Here is a 17166-nt window from a genome sequence, read left to right on the forward strand (position 1 = left end):
TTTAAATAATTTTAGGCAGTAACATTAGAGGCGTAATTTAATTCAAATAAAAGAACGATACGCTGTAATGTCATCCGCAATTGTCTGAGACAGGGTTACTTCTAATAAAAAATGTTTTTGCGATACTTTGAATAAATTGACGGTAGTGAACGAGTTTTGCGGTGAGGAGCATTGCTCCGCAAGATGGTTTCCTTATGAAGCACGCTTCTCATTTTGCCAAATGAGAAACAACGTTTCGTAAGAGTACCTCCGACTGAAGGCTAAACCCTTTATTCAAACTTTAGATGTAAGACTCCGTCGAATAGTCTTAAAAATCATTTAAAAATGTGAAATTATTATTACGAGCTTAACATCAGTAAAAATACTATAAATTGAGCAAAATAAAAAACACCGCAATTTGAAAAATATAATTATTCGTTCATCTTAGAGCTAAATGTGCTGAGATCTGGTTGATAAAACTACATTTGAAATTTTGTGAAAAAAATCTGCGAAAAAGTCCGTTTTTCAACTTTCGGCTATAAAATCATAATACTAATCATGATTATTTTGAAAATTGATAGTGAATATATAACAAAATAACCTTGTCGAAATCTGCTTTTAGATTCATTAATTTTCAGTTTTCCATTACAATTGTGGGGTTTTGAAATTTATGCTTAGATTTACAATTAATTAGAGGACGTATCTGTGAGCAAAGACACTATCGTTGCCCTACATGCAGAGCACCAAGGTCGCTGGAAAAACCGTGAAGAAATCGCGGAACGTATGATTGCCCTAGTGGGTCAGTTATATCGTGAAAAAAACATCGTAGCTACAGTATACGGTCGTTCTTTAATTAACCGTTCGGTTATCCAAATTCTTAAAGCGCATCGTCGTACTCGCGTACTTGACGTTGAACTTTCAGTTGTGAACACTTTCCCAATTCTTGAAGCTTTGGCGAAAATCGAAAACATCGGTACTGCTGAAATTGATCTTGGCAAACTTGCTGTTGAGTTCAAAGAAAAAGGCGGTGATGTTGACGCATTCGTTGCTGACGCTGTGAAATCACTTGAAGGCAATGCAACTAACGTTGAAAACCGTGATGTTGTACTTTACGGTTTCGGTCGTATTGGTCGTATCCTTGCACGTTTGATGATCAGCCAATCTGGTCTAGGCCGTGGTCTTAACCTTAAAGCAATCGTTGTTCGTAAATCATCTGACGGTGACTTAGAAAAACGTGCGTCTTTGTTACGTCGTGACTCTATTCATGGTCCATTCGCAGGTACAATTTCTGTTGATGAAGAAAACGAAGCAATCATTGCTAACGGTAACTTCATCAAAGTGATCTATGCGTCTAACCCATCTGAAGTTGATTACACTGCTTACGGTATTAACAATGCACTTGTAATCGATAACACAGGTAAATGGCGTGATTCTGAAGGTCTTGCACAGCACCTTAAATGCGCTGGCGCTGCACGTGTAATTCTAACTGCACCTGGTAAAGGTGACATGAAGAACGTTGTATACGGTGTGAACCAAGCTGACATCCTTGATGAAGATACAATCATCTCTGCTGCAAGTTGTACAACAAACGCGATCACACCAACACTGAAAGTGTTAAACGACAAGTACACAGTGATCAATGGTCACGTTGAGACAGTTCACTCGTTCACGAATGACCAGAACTTAATCGACAACTACCATAAAGCTGACCGTCGTGGCCGTGCTGCAACATTGAACATGGTTATTACTGAAACAGGTGCTGCTAAAGCTGTTGCTAAAGCGCTTCCTGCTCTTCAAGGTAAATTGACTGGTAACTCAGTACGTGTACCTACTCCAAACGTATCTCTTGCAATTTTGAACCTTACTTTAGGTCAAGATGTTGATCGTGAAGAAGTGAATGAATACATTCGCCAAATTTCAATCAACTCTAACCTTCAAGGTCAAATCGGTTATACAAACTCAACTGAAGTTGTATCGTCTGACTTTATCGGTTCACGTACCGCAGGTGTATTTGACGCTCAAGCGACAATCACTTCTGGTAACCGTTTAACTTGCTACGTTTGGTATGATAACGAAGTAGGTTATAGCTGCCAAGTATTGCGTATTGCGGAACAAATGGGTGGCGTAAGCTATCCAAAAATTCCTGCTGAAACGAATGCATAATTTGTGAAAGCTAAAAAAGAGCCTCATTTGAGGCTCTTTTTTATTGTGGAAAATAAAGTTGGCCAATCAGCTTAATAAAATCATATACATTAATTGATGGAAAATTCACCTTGATACGCTCATATGAATCTGTTAGCTTACAAATGGTAAGTACATTAAAAATAGTAAGTAATAACTAAAAACCGTGATCAAGAAAGGAACTCTTCAATGACCAAGTATGCAATCAGTCCATTGTTGGGACAGGTGCTATCTAATGAATGCCCATCCCGTGAAATACTGGAACATCTCACCAATAAATGGTCAGTGCTAGTATTGCGCTGTTTAAGTGAAGGTGTACATCGCTTTAGTGAGCTGAAACAGCGAATTGAAGGGGTCAGTGAAAAAATGCTGGCGCAAACCTTAAAAATGCTGGAGCAAGATGGTTTTATTTTAAGAACGGTGTATCCGGTTGTGCCACCCAAAGTGGAATATCAATTGACCATTACCGGTTCGCAAGCAGCAGAAAAAATAAACTATTTGATTGGCTGGGTAGAGCGCAGTTTGCCAGAGATTTTGGAAAATAAAGAGCGTGTTACTAAATAAAAATTAAATTGCTTTTGGGGAAGCAATAGATGAAAAAATCAGAAAATTTGATTGCGACAGTGTTAGCAGTCTACGCAATTATCTTAACCTTATGCATCGCTATTTATGCAATTTTTAAAAGTTTAGAAGTTGATATTACTTTAGCGACAAATCTTTTGCTTTGGTCGGCGGGCATATTTGCTCCAATAGCGGTCTTAATGACTTACACGAATTGGCGAGAGCAAAAAGGCAGTGAATTAATTGCTGCTCAATCTAAAGATTTAATAATTTATTTAAAGGAATATAAAGCTCAAACTAATAAGCTTCTGGCGCTTGTACTTAATAACTATTTAAATGAATTAGATAATGAAATGATAAAAAAATTTTTAGGTCCTAAAATCGAGCCATGTGAAATCAGAAGGATATGGGGTTCTTTAAGTCCCCTAAGGCAAAATATAAATGATGCTTTGAGTTTTATAAATTTTAATCAAGATAATAAAAAATTAGGAAAACTGATCGACGAATATCGTGAGCTTGCTAGCAAAATTGACTCGCATATATATGGAATAAATAATGAGGAAATCTATCATCAGTTTTTTAGGATAGCATTTTCTGAAAAACTTGATGAATTGATTGAGGAGATGTACGAATATGCGTTATATCGAAAAACATTAAATTTTTAATTAGTAATGAGAAAAGGAATAAACCATTCGATTTATTCCTCATAAAACACTTAATTTTTAACCATCTTATTAAAATCCCACCGATCAATCAGTAAAATTCCAATCGAAAAAACCAAAGCTAGAATCACACAACCCATCCAACCAAAATGCTGCCAGGCATATACTGCACCGAGTGAACCTATAGCTGCACCAGTAAAGTAAATCGTCATATACACCGCATTAATTCGCGAACGGGATTTAAGATCAATCCGATAGACCAAATTTTGATTGAGCACGTGAAATGCTGTTAAACCAAAATATGCCATGAGTACGCCAATCGCATAAATCACGATATTTTGCTGGGCAAAAAATAGAGGGATAGTTGAGAAAAACATCAAAGCAATACAGAGTTTTGCTACAAAGTTTTCTCTACCTTGTCCCACAATTTTACCCGACCAACTTGATGAATAAATCCCGATCACACCAAGCAAGCCAAACAGACCAATTTCAAAATCAGTAAAGTAATATGGCGCACTGCCTAAGACAAAAGTCATAGAGGTAAAAATCATCGACAAAATACCAAAACCCAAAGCACCAGCACAGGCACGACGAATCAGATGTGGATTATTTTGAGCAATGATAAACAACGAGCGGTAAATTCCTATCATTGTTAAACCTGCTTGCGGCGTCGTGTTCGGAAGTTTTTTCCACATGATCATCGCAAAACCTAAAGTGATGATACCACTGGTGAAATACACAGCATTCCAGGACCAATAGGTCGATACAAAGCCTGCAAATGTTCGCGATAAAATGATGCCCATGACCAAGCCGCTCATGAGTTTACCTACAGTGGCTGCGCTGGATTCGGGTGGGCTAATACTCGATGCAAAAGGAATTAGGACTTGTGCCGAAATTGCGCCAAACGTCGCACAAAGGGTAAATAGATACAGCGTGCTTAAGTTGCTACTTAACGATAATAAAATCTGAGAAAGAGCAGCAAAGACCATTAAGCTAACAATGAGTTTGCGCTTATTTAAAAAGTCACCTAGTGGGACCAAGAGCATTAAACCTAAAACATAGCCAATTTGTGCAATCACTACAGTCAAACCAGCTTCACTGGTGCTAATGCCTAAACCTTTTTCAATCGAATAGATAAGCGGTTGATTAAAATATGCTGATCCTGCGCATAGACCACAAGCAAGTGCCATCAATAAAACAAATTGTGATGACAATGGACTGATAGTATTCCTTTCCTTAGGATTTGACATAACAAAAACTCTGATTGCAAGAATTGCACTATATGAAGATGTTACGACAAGCAGAAATAACAAAAAACAACCAACTTAGCGTTGCGAGCTATATGTACATCAGACGATCAATTCAAGCTGGATTGTACTTTTAAAATTTTGATACAAGCTCAAAAAAAATCTGCTTGAAATGCATGATCTTCATGGAATAGTGAATAAATATAGTCGAGAAATTCTTTAAAATATGGCAGAATAAGCGGTTTTAAAGTTTTTAGAGGATTGGCAAATATGCGCTTTGTTGATGAAGCAGTCATTACCGTAGAGGCTGGCGACGGTGGCAATGGCGTAGCCAGTTTTCGCCGTGAAAAATTCGTACCATTTGGTGGTCCAGATGGTGGTGATGGTGGTCGTGGCGGTAACGTATACGTTCAAGCCGACAACGACACAAGTACCCTAGTAGATTATCGTTATACACGTAAATTCCGTGCAGAACGTGCTAAAAATGGTCGTGGAGCGAACTGCTCAGGCCGTGGCGGTGAAGATACCGTATTGCTCGTTCCAGTGGGCACAACAATTGTAGATACAGAATCTGGCGATATCATCGGCGACTTAGTGGCTGACGGTCAGCGTGTGTTAGTGGCAGCAGGTGGTGAAGGTGGTTTGGGTAATACTCACTTCAAATCTTCAACCAACCGTTCTCCACGTAAATGTACACACGGCTCAAAAGGCGAATATCGTGAAATTCGTCTTGAATTAAAAGTACTCGCAGACGTTGGTTTGTTGGGTATGCCAAATGCGGGTAAATCAACCTTTATCCGTGCAGTTTCAGCAGCGAAACCAAAAGTTGCAGATTATCCATTTACCACTATGGTGCCAAACCTAGGTGTGGTTGATGCCGATAGTCACCGTTCATTTGTAATGGCGGATATTCCGGGTCTAATCGAAGGGGCTGCAGAAGGTGCAGGTCTAGGTATTCGATTCCTGAAACACTTGGCGCGTACACGTATTTTATTGCACATCGTAGATGTTCAACCGATTGATGGTTCTGACCCTGCGTACAATGCAAAAGCAATTTTGGAAGAGTTGAAAAAATTCTCCCCAACGCTTTCAAAATTACCTGTTGTATTGGTACTCAATAAAGTAGACCAATTGGCGGCTGAAACGCGTGATGAATGGTGTGATCACATTCTCGAAGAGTTGCAGTGGAAAGGCCCTGTATTCAAAACTTCAGGTTTAACATTTGAAGGTACTAAAGACGTTGTGTACTACCTGATGGATCAAATTGAAGAACAGCGCGAACGCGAAACTGAAGATCCTGAATATGCTGCAGAAGTTAAAGCGTTCCGTGATCAGCTTGAAGTTGAAACACGTGAGCAAACGCTTGCTGCGAAAGAAGCATATCGTGAAATGCGTCGTCAACAACGTCTGGCAGGTCAAGGTGAAGACTTTGATGATGAATTTGAAGACGGTGATGATGAGGCAGAATCGTACTACGTACGTTAATTGCTGAATAAGTGTCAAAGCAAACAAGTCTGAGGACAAGATGATAGAAGTGGTAGATGGGCAACGTCAGCTCAAGGGTTGTAAACGTATCGTTGTTAAAATCGGATCATCACTACTCACAGCAAACGGAAAAGGGTTAGATCTGGAGGCAATCTCGCATTGGGCGGGACAAATTGCAGAACTACACAATGCAGGGCACGAGATCATTCTTGTGTCTTCCGGTGCTGTGGCTGAAGGGATGGTTCGAATGAATCTGGACAGCCGACCCACAGATCTACCCAGTCTTCAGGCTTGCGCAGCCATTGGACAAATGGGTTTAATACATACTTGGTCAAGCGTTTTAGAACAATGTTCTATTCGTACAGCTCAAGTTTTATTAACCCATGATGATTTGGCTGACCGTCGTCGTTATTTAAACTCTTGTGATGCCTTGCAGCATTTGATTGATTGGCGTGTGATTCCTGTGATCAATGAAAATGACACAGTGTCGACTGACGAAATCCGCTTTGGCGATAACGATACTTTGGCTGCGATGGTGGCTGGACAGGTTCATGCAGACCTTTTGGTGATTCTAACTGACCAAGAAGGCATGTTTGACTCAGACCCTCGTTCCAATCCAGATGCAAAACTGTTCCATACAGTACGTGCAATGGATGAATCATTATTCGATATGGCTGGCGGCGGCGGTAAATTCGGTCGTGGCGGTATGTTGACCAAAGTTCGTGCGGCACGTTTGGCAGCCAAGTCAGGTTGTCCAACAGTGATTGCGAGCGGCGATAGCGACAATGTACTTTCACGTGTGATGGCCGGTGAATTACTCGGTACCTTATTCATTACGGACAATGATCGTGTCACAGCCCATCAACAATGGTTAGCTGCACATTTACAAACAGCTGGTCGTTTAGTGATAGATGATGGTGCAGTCAAAGCCATTCGTGATAATCACCGCAGTTTATTACCTGTCGGTGTGAAAGCAGTTGAAGGGCATTTTGAACGTGGTGATGTGGTGGAATGTGTCGATACACAAGGTCATCGTGTTGCCGTTGGTCGTGTAAACTTCAGTTCACGTTCGGCAGAAATCGTCAAAGGTTTGGCCTCCGATAAAGTTCATCAAGTTTTAGGGGAAGCCCGATCACTTGAAATGATCCATCGCAATCATATGTCAATTTACTAAATTGAAAGATCAAAATCCTGCTTCCGAGCGGGATTTTTTATGGCATGTCATTTGAATATAGCGATAAAAATAGTAATAAGAGGAGAAGAATATGAGCGAAATTCAATATTTAAACATTCAAGATCTAAAAGATGAGCAGGCTCAACTGTGTGAATTATTGGCACAATGCGTGCAAGATGGTGCATCACTGGGTTTTTTAGCTAAAGAATCTAAGTCGCACTATGATGAATATTGGTCTGCTGTGACAAAGGATATTCAAAAGCATAAAACCTTTTTGTGGGCGGCGCTACAAAGCGGTGAAATTGTGGGCACAGTACAATTGGTTCGTGCCACCAAAGCCAATGCACTGCATCCTGCTGAGATTGAAAAACTTATGGTGCATCCAAAGGCACGTCAAAAAGGCATTGCTCATCAACTATTCACACTTGCAGAAGATCAAGCAAAACATTTGAACTTGAAATTACTTGTACTTGATACGCGTACAGGCGATGTCTCTGAAAAGCTATATGAAAAATTTAACTTTATAAAAGCTGGGATCATTCCGCAATTTGCATTGAGCCATACAAGTACAATAGATTCAACGACATTATTTTATAAATTATTAGTTTAAGTTGAAACGGATGGATATTTTAGACAAAAACTCCTGCACAGATGCAGGAGTTTTTCATTAAAGGTTCTTTTGATTAACTCGTTTAGAGAGTTCTTCCGCACTTTCAACTCGTTCAGAATAGCGATCTGTGAGGTAGGCAGATTGACCACGTGTGAGCAGGGTAAATTTATATAATTCCTCCATCACATCGACAATGCGAGTGTAATAGGAGGAAGGTTTCATGCGATCATTTTCATCAAACTCTAAAAATGCTTTCGCAACGGAAGATTGATTTGGAATCGTGATCATCCGCATCCAACGCCCAAGGATGCGCATTTGGTTAACAGCATTAAAAGATTGCGAACCACCACTGACTTGCATTAACGCCAGCGTTTTACCTTGAGTAGCACGAATGGCACCTGCAGCTAAAGGAATCCAATCAATTTGTGCTTTCAATATAGAGCTCATCGCACCATGTCGTTCTGGCGAACACCAAACCATGCCTTCAGACCATGCAAGTAATTCATGTAATTCCTGAACTTTAGGATGGGATGTTTCAGCATCTTCCGGTAGTGGAAGACCTTTAGGATGAAAAATTTTGACTTCTGCACCAAAATGTTCAAGGATTCGACCCGCCTCCAATACCGTTAAACGGCTAAATGAGCGTTCACGGTTAGAGCCATATAGCAGCAGAATGCGTGGCGGATGTTCAAGTGCTTTAGCTTGAACTTGTTCAAAACGCGGTGTTTCAAGTAGATCTAGTTGAATATTGGGGAGCTTCATTTTAGTTCTCTTTATACCATTTGCGTTTTAACCATAGCGATACACTCACTAATGCAATAAGCACAGGGACTTCAACCAATGGGCCAATAATCGTGGTAAATGCAATCGGAGATGCAATACCAAAGGTGGCGATGGCAACAGCGAGGGCAAGTTCAAAATTATTACCCGCTGCGGTAAAGGATATGGCAGTGGTTTTGGCGTAATTATTGCCCATCCATTTGCTCATCAAAAAGCTAATGAAAAACATCACCACAAAGTAGATCGTGAGGGGAATGCCAATACGCAGTACATCCATTGGAAGGCTCAAGACATCTGCACCTTTGAGGCTAAACATCACCACAATGGTAAAGAGTAATGCGATTAAACTGATGGGGCTGATTTTGGGTATAAATTGATTTTTATACCAAGCCAGACCTTTTTGTTTTACCAATATGGCACGCGTCAGGAAACCGAGCAGGAAGGGAATACCTAGATACACCAATACTGCATGTGTGATGGTCCAAAAGCTGACTTGGATCACTTGTGCTTCTATACCAAAATAAGGCGGTAAAAAACTCAAAAAGAACCATGCGTAGGTACTAAAAAATGCAATTTGGAAAATACTGTTAAAGGCCACTAAAGCCGCTACGTATTGGTTATCCCCACAAGCGAGATCATTCCAAACCAGAACCATCGCAATGCAACGTGCTAAACCAATCAGAATCAAACCGGTCATGTATTCAGGGTAGTGTTGTAAAAACACGATCGCCAAAATAAACATCAGGCAAGGTGCGATTAACCAATTTTGAACCAGTGATAGGTATAAGGTACGTTTATCTTTAAACACTTCAGGCAGCGCTTTGTAATCCACTTTGGCCAAAGGCGGATACATCATCAGGATTAAACCAATGGCAATCGCAATATTGACATCACCGATATTGAGTTGATTTAAAGCTCTTGAAGCACTTGGAATATAGACGCCAATCGCAATGCCTAGCCCCATTGCGATAAAAATCCATAGCGTTAGATTGCGGTCTAGAAATGACAGTTTTGCAGCAGCCATTATTGGATCTCTGAAATTTTTTGGATTTCTAGGTTGAGTTCTTCACGACTTAATTGCGTAAAATCGAGTGCAAATAAAGCATCTAAACGGCGGTTAATATGCGCCACGGTATCAAGAAATGCTGCAAGTTTTATTTCATCTACAAGCTCTAAATGGGAAGGATCTTCTAAGCCCCAGTGGGCTTTGATGGCAGAGCCTAAGTAAATTGGGCAAGCTTCTTGAGCGGCAGAACCACAGACGGTAATTACCACATCGGGTTGATATTGTTCACATGCTGCGATGGTTTTACTCGACAAACCCTCAGTCGGTAGATTGAGGTTTTGTAGGGTTTTCAAGGTAAACGGGTGGACTTGTCCTGAAGGTTTACTACCTGCGCTATAGGCATGGAAACCTTCAGGGGCACGATGGTTAAAAAGTACTTCGGATAAAATGCTGCGGCAGCTATTGCCAGTACATAGAAATAAAAAATTCATAGCGTTTCACACAATGTTGTAGTGCCTTTCGGAGAGTTTAAATCGAGATTTTTAAATTGTTCTTGGTGACGCATGACATCAAGTATTTGTGTACACCAAGTAGGCAGTGCAGGGTGAATGGAGTAATAGACCCATTGACCTTTGCGTTGATCACTCAAAACACTAGATGACCGTAGTAGCGCTAGATGGCGCGAAATTTTGGGTTGGCTTAATTCAAGGGACTCGGTGAGTTCGCAGACGCAGAGTTCACCTTTACATGCCAACAGCATGATGATGTTCAGACGAGTCTCATCTGCAAGTAATTTGAAAAATTCAGTCTGTTCCATGTTTATCTGTATATATGGATTTGCATATATCTTTACATATGAATATATGGATGTCCATATGTTTTCTTCAATAAAAATCCCACACTTGGTGGGATTTTTATATTTAGATCAGTTTAAAAGTCGAATGAAGTTTGTAAGAAGAAAGTACGTGGCTGACCTATATATTTACCACCTGTTGCATCTGATGAACGGGTGAAATACTGTTTATCAAAGACATTCTTAATACCAGCAGCAACTTTAACCCCTTGTAGCGAACCGCCAAAGTCATAGCCGGTACGCACAGCAAAAGTTGAATAGCCTGGAATATCGCCCAGTTTACCATTTGCCGTTTCTTCAGTTTGGTAGATGCCAGAATCTTGGTTACCTGGGGCACGTTGTTTAGATTGAGCATACATGTCGGCATTGATTGACCAAGCATCGTATTTATAGCCTAAGCCAAAGTTTGCGACATTTTGTGAATAGAAGGGCAAATCTTTACCTTTAAAGTTACCTGCTTCAGCAACTGCTTTGGTATAGGTGTAATTACCATAGGCTTTTAAGCCTTCGAGATTGTTAGCTAAATGTCCAAAGTCATAGCTAAAACCGGTTTCGATCCCTTTATGACTTGTAGCACCGAGGTCAGTCCAAATGCCATTGTTTGCAGCATCACGTTCTAAAATCAGTTCTTTGTCAAAATCTAGATAAAACGCAGTCAATTCAGCGCTCAAACCATTGCCTAAATATTTGGTACCAATTTCATAGTTATTAGACTTTTCAGGATGTAAGCCATCTAAGGTGGTGACCGCTGTAGTGCCTTGTGTTGTCGCTAACTGGTTATATTGCTGTGGACCAAAAGAAACACCTGCATTAGCAAAGAAATTCCAATGGTCTGTTGCTTTATACAGGACAGCTAAACTTGGTAAAAATTCATCTGATTGGATCGATGGATGAACAGTATTTTGTAATACGCCATTTTTATAGGCACTAAAACTGTTTTGCGTATCAATCAATTCAAAACGAACGCCAGGTGTAATATTCCATTTACCTAGTTCTATACGGTTATCAATATAAGCTGCGTGTGCTTTGGTGCCACCCGCACTGCGGGTACGTGCTATAAACTGACCGGGTTCAGCATCTGCAGCGTATTCAGTACGGCCTGCGAACTCGGTGCTTTCTTCATCCATATAACGGTAGCCTACAGTCACTTCATTCAGCGTGCTTCCTAAGCTATAGCTACGTGAATAACGTGGCTCAATGGCAAAGACTTTATAATCACGTGGTGAGGTATCTAAGCGATGATTGCCATTGGCTAAAGTAGATTCAAGGTTGCTGGTACGGAATGAATCGATGTAATAACTTAAAAGTTCAAAGTTGTTCGTGTCGTCTTTATGTGTATAACGTAGGGATACATCTGAACGACGGCCAGTGAAAAAGTCACGATAATGCGACGTTTGATATGGATTTACTTCGAATTCAGCAGCGCTTAAACCTTCAGGCATTTCACCTGTACCATCGTAGTGATGGAAATTTAATGCGATTTTATCCTGATCAGTGATGTCATAAGCGGTTTTTAACATGACATCATCAATGTCATTTTTATTGTTCGCTTCACGATAACCGTTGCCTTTAGTGCCTGAATAAAGTAAGGCAAGACCTAAACCATTATCTAATGTTCCACCAACAAACAGACTAGGACCTAATTTTACCTGATCTGTACCTGTTGCATATTCAGAGTTTAATGCCACGGTACCTTTAAAGTCTTCAGGAATGCTACGTGTGGCAAAGTTGATAATACCGCCGACATTTTGTGGCCCAAAACGGACAGAACCTGCACCACGGACTACATCAACAGATTCTATATTTCCTAAAGAGACAGGCGCCATCGAAAGCTGTGGTTGGCCATACGGTGCAAATGACATTGGTATGCCATCGATCAACACAGTTGAACGTGGAGAGAGGCGAGAAGTTAATCCACGAACGCCGATGTTTAATGATACATCGCTACCGCCAGTACCATTATTTTCTTGAACCTGAACACCGGGAACTTGGCGTAACGCATCTTTTAGAGATGTTGATGCGCTTTCGTTTAAGCGTTTACGGTCAATAATGGTCCGCGCACCGGCATGCTTTTGCACCTTCTTTTCATTGGCGTTTTCCAGCCAGTTCCCTTGAGTTTCAATGGTGATGGTCGGTAAAACATCTGCTTGTACTGTCTCTGTATTTTCAGCAGCAGAAGCCATAGTGGCAACCATGCTTATACCTACGGCAATACTCAGCGGTAATAGCGGGAAATTTTGAAGCTTTAGAGATTTTTTGCTTGAACTATACATAAAAGTGTGAGCAATGGAGAGAGAGCGCGTATCATAATCTTGAGAGCGATAAATTTAAATAAGGATGATTATCATTTAAAACTATGAATTTGATTAAGCTAATAGACTTTTTAATTTAAATAAAGAATAGGTGGAATTTATAATCAAAAAAACCGTGCTAAAGCACGGTTTCTTAAAGTGAATTTAATTATTTGAACTGGATAGAGCCATTTGCACTGACCGTGATTTTAGATTCACCACCTGCCATTTCTTGTTCAGGAATAGCATCGGCACTTGCAGCTTTCATCATAGCCATACGCGGAACTGGCTGACCACCATAATTGCTGGTATTTAAATTAATATTAACTAAGTTGTAGCCTGATTTATTCCATGCCTGAGCGAGCGCTTGGGCACGTTGTTGAAAGTTTTTGGATGCTTCAACCATCAGTTCATTTTCAACTTTTTTACGTTGCGCATCTGAAATGCTGAAACTGATTGATTCCGTTTGGAAATTTTGTTGTAACTCGCTCACCAATTGGCTAGCTGCTTTAAAGTCTGTACTTTCTAAACGCACTTCGGCACGACCACGCCATTCTTTCAATTTACGACTGTCATTGTCATAAATCGGGTAGGTGCTTTGAGATCCCGTCTCGATTTTTACCGCAGGGTATTTACGGGCTGTGTTCACCGCTTGGGTCATCAATTGGTTGATTTGGGTAGCAAGTTCAGCCGGTTGTTTATTTGATTTTTCAATATATAAAACGGCATGCATTTGGTCATTCGACACTTGGCGAGTGGCATCCGCTTGAATGTTCACGATGTTGTAATTGAGTGGGTCGGCTGCTTGAGTTGCTGCTGCCAAACCTAAACCTGATGCTAATAAAACAGTAGATAAGATAATTTTACGCATTGTTATGACCTATTCTTCTTTCAGAATGACTAATTAAGCTTATGCCCTTATCTTAAAAGGGGATTGTGATGGATTAAAGGAAAATCTGTGGTGGGATTGTAAATCTTTCAAGAAAAATAAATGCAGTGTTTGATGAATATTTATTTAAATAATCAGTACTTAGTTGTTTAAATAATTGAAGATTACAATAATCATTCATAAGTTGTAAAAAAGCATAAAATAAAAAGGTTTTCTTTGTTTTGTCACACTGTAAGATGATAATTCAAGATATCCATGGAATAGATCTGTTTTTTCTCTAAATTATCTTTTTATTTGATCATAAAAGTGATTTATTTTCTTGAAAAAGTCTGTATCATCCGCCTCCTAGTTAGCCCATACTCAAAGAGCTTTTAAAGCTAACTAGAAACTCATAAAGCACCGAGTCAAAGGACCGCAAGTCACCCGACTTATTTCTTTCAACCCATATCAGAGATGGTAATTCGATATGAGCGTTTCTTCTGTAAACCCTGCCACTAATTCTACTAACGAATACTATTTGACTCGCCAAAGCCAGATGGAATCCAATGTTCGTAGCTATCCGCGTAAACTTCCACTTGCGATAGCAAAAGCTTTAGGTTGTTGGGTTACTGATGTTGAAGGTACAGAGTACCTCGATTGTTTAGCTGGGGCAGGAACATTGGCATTAGGCCATAATCATCCTGCGGTAATTCAAAGTATCCAAGACACACTTGCAAGTGGCCTCCCATTGCATACTTTGGATTTAACAACGCCTTTAAAAGATGCTTTTACTGAAGCACTACTTGAGCAATTACCTGGTGGTAAAGAAGAGTATTGTCTACAGTTCTGTGGCCCATCTGGTGCAGATGGTACAGAAGCAGCAATTAAATTAGCAAAAACTTACACTGGTCGTTGTTCAGTAATCAGCTTCTCAGGTGGTTACCATGGCATGACTCACGGTTCTTTAGCTATGACAGGTAACTTGTCTGCTAAAAATGCTGTGAACGGCTTAATGCCGGGTGTTCAATTTATGCCGTATCCGCATGAATACCGTTGCCCATTAGGCATTGGTGGTGAAGCGGGTGTTGATGCATTAACGTATTATTTCGAAAACTTCATTGAAGACGTAGAAAGTGGTGTAACTAAGCCAGCAGCTGTAATCTTGGAAGCAATCCAAGGCGAAGGCGGTGTAGTGACTGCACCTGTAAAATGGTTAAAGAAAATCCGCGAAGTGACTGAAAAGCACAACATCGTGTTGATTCTTGATGAAGTACAGGCTGGCTTTGCACGTTCAGGTAAAATGTTTGCCTTTGAACATGCAGGTATTGAGCCAGACGTCGTTGTAATGTCTAAAGCAGTTGGTGGTAGCTTACCACTTGCAGTATTGGGTATTAAACGTAAGTTTGACGCATGGCAACCAGCAGGTCACACGGGTACATTCCGTGGAAACCAACTTGCTATGGGTACTGGTCTTGCAACAATCAAAACCATCAAAGAACAAAACTTGGCTCAAAACGCACAAGAGCGTGGCGACTTCTTACAAGCTGAAATTAAAAAATTAGCGGTAGAATTCCCATGTATCGGCAACGTACGTGGCCGTGGTTTGATGATTGGTGTTGAAATTGTTGATGAACGTCAAAAAGCAGATCACATGGGGTCTTTACCAGGTGATTCTCAATTGGCAGCAGCAATTCAAGCAGCATGTTTCAACAACAAATTGTTGTTAGAAAAAGGTGGTCGTAACGGTACAGTCATTCGTTTACTTTGCCCATTGATCATTAACCAAGCTGAATGTATTGAGGTGATCGTTCGCTTCAAGAAAGCACTTGCTGAAGCACTTGTTGCAACTCGAGGCGCGTAATAATGGTTGATTTTGCAGAACATCGTAAAGCGTTATTCTGCAATGATGCACAATCCATTGCTGACTACCAGTCAGCAATGGGCGAAGCGGTAAAAGCCGTTTCTGCATGGTTGCAAAATGACAAAATGTACACCGGCGGTAGCATTAAAGAGCTTCGTAGTGCAATTGCATTCAATCCTTCAAAAGAAGGTATGGGTGTACAAAAATCACTAGACCGTATGGTTGAGCTTTTCTTAAACAAAAGCTTAAAAGTACATCACCCACATTCTTTAGCGCACTTGCATTGCCCAACAATGGTAACAAGCCAAATCGCTGAAGTGCTCATTAACGCGACTAACCAATCTATGGACTCATGGGATCAAAGCCCTGCAGGTTCATTGATGGAAGTTCAGTTAATTGACTGGCTTCGCCAAAAAGTTGGCTATGGTGCAGGTCAAGCAGGTGTATTCACCTCTGGCGGTACGCAGTCTAACTTGATGGGCGTTTTGCTTGCACGTGATGCATGTATTGCTAAAAACTGGAAAGACGAAAACGGTAGACCGTGGTCTGTTCAGCGTGACGGCGTACCTGCGGAAGCAATGCGTAACGTCAAAGTGATCTGTTCTGAAAACGCACACTTCTCTGTGCAAAAGAACATGGCCATGATGGGTATGGGCTTCCAATCTGTAGTGACTGTTCCTGTAGATGCAAATGCACGCATGGACATGGATGCACTTGAGAAAACCATGGCGCACCTTCAAGCTGAAGGTAAAATCGTCGCATGTGTAGTTGCAACTGCGGGTACAACCGATGCAGGCGCAATTGACCCATTGAAAGAAGTTCGTGCAATCACCAACAAATATGGCGCGTGGATGCATATCGACGCAGCATGGGGCGGTGCTTTAATTTTATCGAATGATTACCGTGATATGTTAGACGGTATTGAACTGTCTGACTCGGTAACGCTTGATTTCCATAAGCATTACTTCCAAACGATTTCATGTGGTGCGTTCTTGCTGAAAGATGAAGCGAACTATCGTTTCATGCATTATGAAGCTGAGTACTTAAACTCTGCTTATGATGAAGAGCATGGGGTTCCTAACTTGGTGTCTAAGTCACTACAAACAACTCGCCGTTTTGACGCGTTGAAATTGTGGATGACGGTTGAAGCGCTAGGTGAAGAGCTTTATGGTTCGATGATCGACCATGGTGTAGGTCTAACACGTGATGTTGCAGATTATATCAATGCAACTGACGGTCTAGAAATGCTGGTTGATCCGCAATTTGCATCGGTATTGTTCCGTGTAGTGCCAGCAGGCTATCCAGCTGAATTGTTAGATACATTGAACCAAAACGTAGCAGACGAATTGTTTGCACGTGGTGAAGCGAATATTGGTGTAACTAAAGTAGGTCAGGTTCAATCTTTGAAAATGACGACTTTAAGCCCAGTAGCGACTTTAGACAACGTGAAGAATTTGCTTGCTCTGGTGCTTGCAGAAGCTGACCGTATCAAAGGCCCAATCGCTGACGGTACATATACACCTGCAATTGACTAATTGTCATTTTGTAGTTGTAGAAGAAGGAGCTCATTTGAGCTCCTTTTTTTTGTTTTAAATGAAAAGGCGCTTA

General features: G+C 40.7%; 15 protein-coding genes. 8 read left to right on the forward strand and 7 right to left on the reverse strand.

Annotated features, from left to right (window positions below; all coding sequences use genetic code 11):
- The first annotated feature begins 684 nt into the window (after positions 1-684).
- The 3 genes from FTU79_RS14090 (at position 685) to FTU79_RS16620 (ending at position 3386) form a co-directional block, all read left to right on the forward strand.
- Complete coding sequence (locus FTU79_RS14090; protein ID WP_180050872.1) at positions 685-2142, forward strand: glyceraldehyde-3-phosphate dehydrogenase; 1458 nt, start codon at positions 685-687, stop codon at positions 2140-2142.
- A 207-nt stretch (positions 2143-2349) separates the two neighbouring features.
- Complete coding sequence (locus FTU79_RS14095; RefSeq protein ID WP_125278388.1) at positions 2350-2724, forward strand: helix-turn-helix domain-containing protein; 375 nt, start codon at positions 2350-2352, stop codon at positions 2722-2724.
- Positions 2725-2753: 29 nt separating this feature from the next.
- Positions 2754-3386 carry a hypothetical protein gene (locus FTU79_RS16620; RefSeq protein WP_257218977.1) on the forward strand — a complete coding sequence of 211 codons (633 nt, stop codon included), beginning with the start codon at positions 2754-2756 and terminating at the stop codon, positions 3384-3386.
- A 50-nt stretch (positions 3387-3436) separates the two neighbouring features.
- Here the strand turns inward: FTU79_RS16620 and FTU79_RS14105 are convergent, their stop codons facing one another.
- Positions 3437-4633: an MFS transporter gene (locus tag FTU79_RS14105; protein ID WP_180026330.1), complete on the reverse strand. Its 1197-nt coding sequence runs from the start codon at positions 4631-4633 to the stop codon at positions 3437-3439.
- Positions 4634-4900: 267 nt separating this feature from the next.
- Between FTU79_RS14105 and cgtA the strand changes: the two genes are divergently transcribed.
- From cgtA to FTU79_RS14120, 3 genes are all read left to right on the forward strand, one after another.
- Positions 4901-6115 (forward strand): Obg family GTPase CgtA, encoded by a 1215-nt coding sequence (gene cgtA, locus FTU79_RS14110; RefSeq protein WP_180007686.1) that lies wholly within the window; start codon positions 4901-4903, stop codon positions 6113-6115.
- 40 nt (positions 6116-6155) lie between these two features.
- Positions 6156-7289, forward strand: a complete 1134-nt coding sequence (proB, locus tag FTU79_RS14115) for a glutamate 5-kinase (RefSeq protein WP_180050875.1) — start codon at positions 6156-6158, stop codon at positions 7287-7289.
- A gap of 91 nt (positions 7290-7380) precedes the next feature.
- Complete coding sequence (locus tag FTU79_RS14120; protein ID WP_180007688.1) at positions 7381-7899, forward strand: GNAT family N-acetyltransferase; 519 nt, start codon at positions 7381-7383, stop codon at positions 7897-7899.
- Positions 7900-7956: 57 nt separating this feature from the next.
- On the opposite strand, the gene arsH is transcribed toward FTU79_RS14120, so the two are convergent.
- The 6 genes from arsH to FTU79_RS14150 all read right to left on the reverse strand — a co-directional run bounded on the left by arsH (position 7957) and on the right by FTU79_RS14150 (position 13700).
- Positions 7957-8661 (reverse strand): arsenical resistance protein ArsH, encoded by a 705-nt coding sequence (gene arsH, locus FTU79_RS14125; protein WP_078191860.1) that lies wholly within the window; start codon positions 8659-8661, stop codon positions 7957-7959.
- Between the two features lies 1 nt (position 8662).
- Positions 8663-9703, reverse strand: coding sequence for an ACR3 family arsenite efflux transporter (arsB, locus tag FTU79_RS14130; protein WP_180050878.1), 1041 nt, complete (start codon positions 9701-9703; stop codon positions 8663-8665).
- Positions 9703-10176 carry an arsenate reductase ArsC gene (locus FTU79_RS14135; RefSeq protein ID WP_180007690.1) on the reverse strand — a complete coding sequence of 158 codons (474 nt, stop codon included), beginning with the start codon at positions 10174-10176 and terminating at the stop codon, positions 9703-9705. Before FTU79_RS14135 ends, arsB begins: the two co-directional genes overlap by 1 nt.
- Positions 10173-10502 carry a metalloregulator ArsR/SmtB family transcription factor gene (locus FTU79_RS14140; RefSeq protein ID WP_180050881.1) on the reverse strand — a complete coding sequence of 110 codons (330 nt, stop codon included), beginning with the start codon at positions 10500-10502 and terminating at the stop codon, positions 10173-10175. The genes FTU79_RS14135 and FTU79_RS14140 overlap by 4 nt, the downstream gene beginning before the upstream one ends.
- Before the next feature lie 113 nt (positions 10503-10615).
- Positions 10616-12733 carry a TonB-dependent receptor family protein gene (locus FTU79_RS14145; protein ID WP_373685664.1) on the reverse strand — a complete coding sequence of 706 codons (2118 nt, stop codon included), beginning with the start codon at positions 12731-12733 and terminating at the stop codon, positions 10616-10618.
- A gap of 265 nt (positions 12734-12998) precedes the next feature.
- On the reverse strand, positions 12999-13700 hold the full coding sequence (locus FTU79_RS14150) for an SIMPL domain-containing protein (protein ID WP_180007693.1): 702 nt from the start codon (positions 13698-13700) through the stop codon (positions 12999-13001).
- Positions 13701-14184: 484 nt separating this feature from the next.
- Between FTU79_RS14150 and FTU79_RS14155 the strand changes: the two genes are divergently transcribed.
- Both FTU79_RS14155 and FTU79_RS14160 read left to right on the forward strand, forming a co-directional pair.
- Positions 14185-15558: a diaminobutyrate--2-oxoglutarate transaminase gene (locus FTU79_RS14155; protein ID WP_180050886.1), complete on the forward strand. Its 1374-nt coding sequence runs from the start codon at positions 14185-14187 to the stop codon at positions 15556-15558.
- Between the two features lie 2 nt (positions 15559-15560).
- The gene (locus FTU79_RS14160) at positions 15561-17093 is read left to right on the forward strand and encodes an aspartate aminotransferase family protein (RefSeq protein ID WP_180007695.1); all 1533 of its coding nucleotides are present in this window, start codon (positions 15561-15563) and stop codon (positions 17091-17093) included.
- Positions 17094-17166 lie beyond the last annotated feature (73 nt).

The sequence above is a fragment of the Acinetobacter sp. YH12144 genome, from assembly GCF_013418345.1.
GTDB lineage: Bacteria > Pseudomonadota > Gammaproteobacteria > Pseudomonadales > Moraxellaceae > Acinetobacter > Acinetobacter amyesii.

Bases quoted from the DNA above. Each gene is read 5' to 3' on its own strand.
- cgtA (WP_180007686.1), top strand. From the start codon at position 4,901: ATGCGCTTTGTTGATGAAGCAGTCATTACCGTAGAGGCTGGCGACGGT.
- FTU79_RS14150 (WP_180007693.1), bottom strand. From the start codon at position 13,700: ATGCGTAAAATTATCTTATCTACTGTTTTATTAGCATCAGGTTTAGGT.
- FTU79_RS14095 (WP_125278388.1), top strand. From the start codon at position 2,350: ATGACCAAGTATGCAATCAGTCCATTGTTGGGACAGGTGCTATCTAAT.
- arsB (WP_180050878.1), bottom strand. From the start codon at position 9,703: ATGGCTGCTGCAAAACTGTCATTTCTAGACCGCAATCTAACGCTATGG.
- FTU79_RS14140 (WP_180050881.1), bottom strand. From the start codon at position 10,502: ATGGAACAGACTGAATTTTTCAAATTACTTGCAGATGAGACTCGTCTG.
- arsH (WP_078191860.1), bottom strand. From the start codon at position 8,661: ATGAAGCTCCCCAATATTCAACTAGATCTACTTGAAACACCGCGTTTT.
- FTU79_RS14145 (WP_373685664.1), bottom strand. From the start codon at position 12,733: ATGGTTGCCACTATGGCTTCTGCTGCTGAAAATACAGAGACAGTACAA.
- FTU79_RS14135 (WP_180007690.1), bottom strand. From the start codon at position 10,176: ATGAATTTTTTATTTCTATGTACTGGCAATAGCTGCCGCAGCATTTTA.
- FTU79_RS14155 (WP_180050886.1), top strand. From the start codon at position 14,185: ATGAGCGTTTCTTCTGTAAACCCTGCCACTAATTCTACTAACGAATAC.
- FTU79_RS16620 (WP_257218977.1), top strand. From the start codon at position 2,754: ATGAAAAAATCAGAAAATTTGATTGCGACAGTGTTAGCAGTCTACGCA.
- FTU79_RS14105 (WP_180026330.1), bottom strand. From the start codon at position 4,633: ATGTCAAATCCTAAGGAAAGGAATACTATCAGTCCATTGTCATCACAA.
- FTU79_RS14160 (WP_180007695.1), top strand. From the start codon at position 15,561: ATGGTTGATTTTGCAGAACATCGTAAAGCGTTATTCTGCAATGATGCA.
- proB (WP_180050875.1), top strand. From the start codon at position 6,156: ATGATAGAAGTGGTAGATGGGCAACGTCAGCTCAAGGGTTGTAAACGT.
- FTU79_RS14120 (WP_180007688.1), top strand. From the start codon at position 7,381: ATGAGCGAAATTCAATATTTAAACATTCAAGATCTAAAAGATGAGCAG.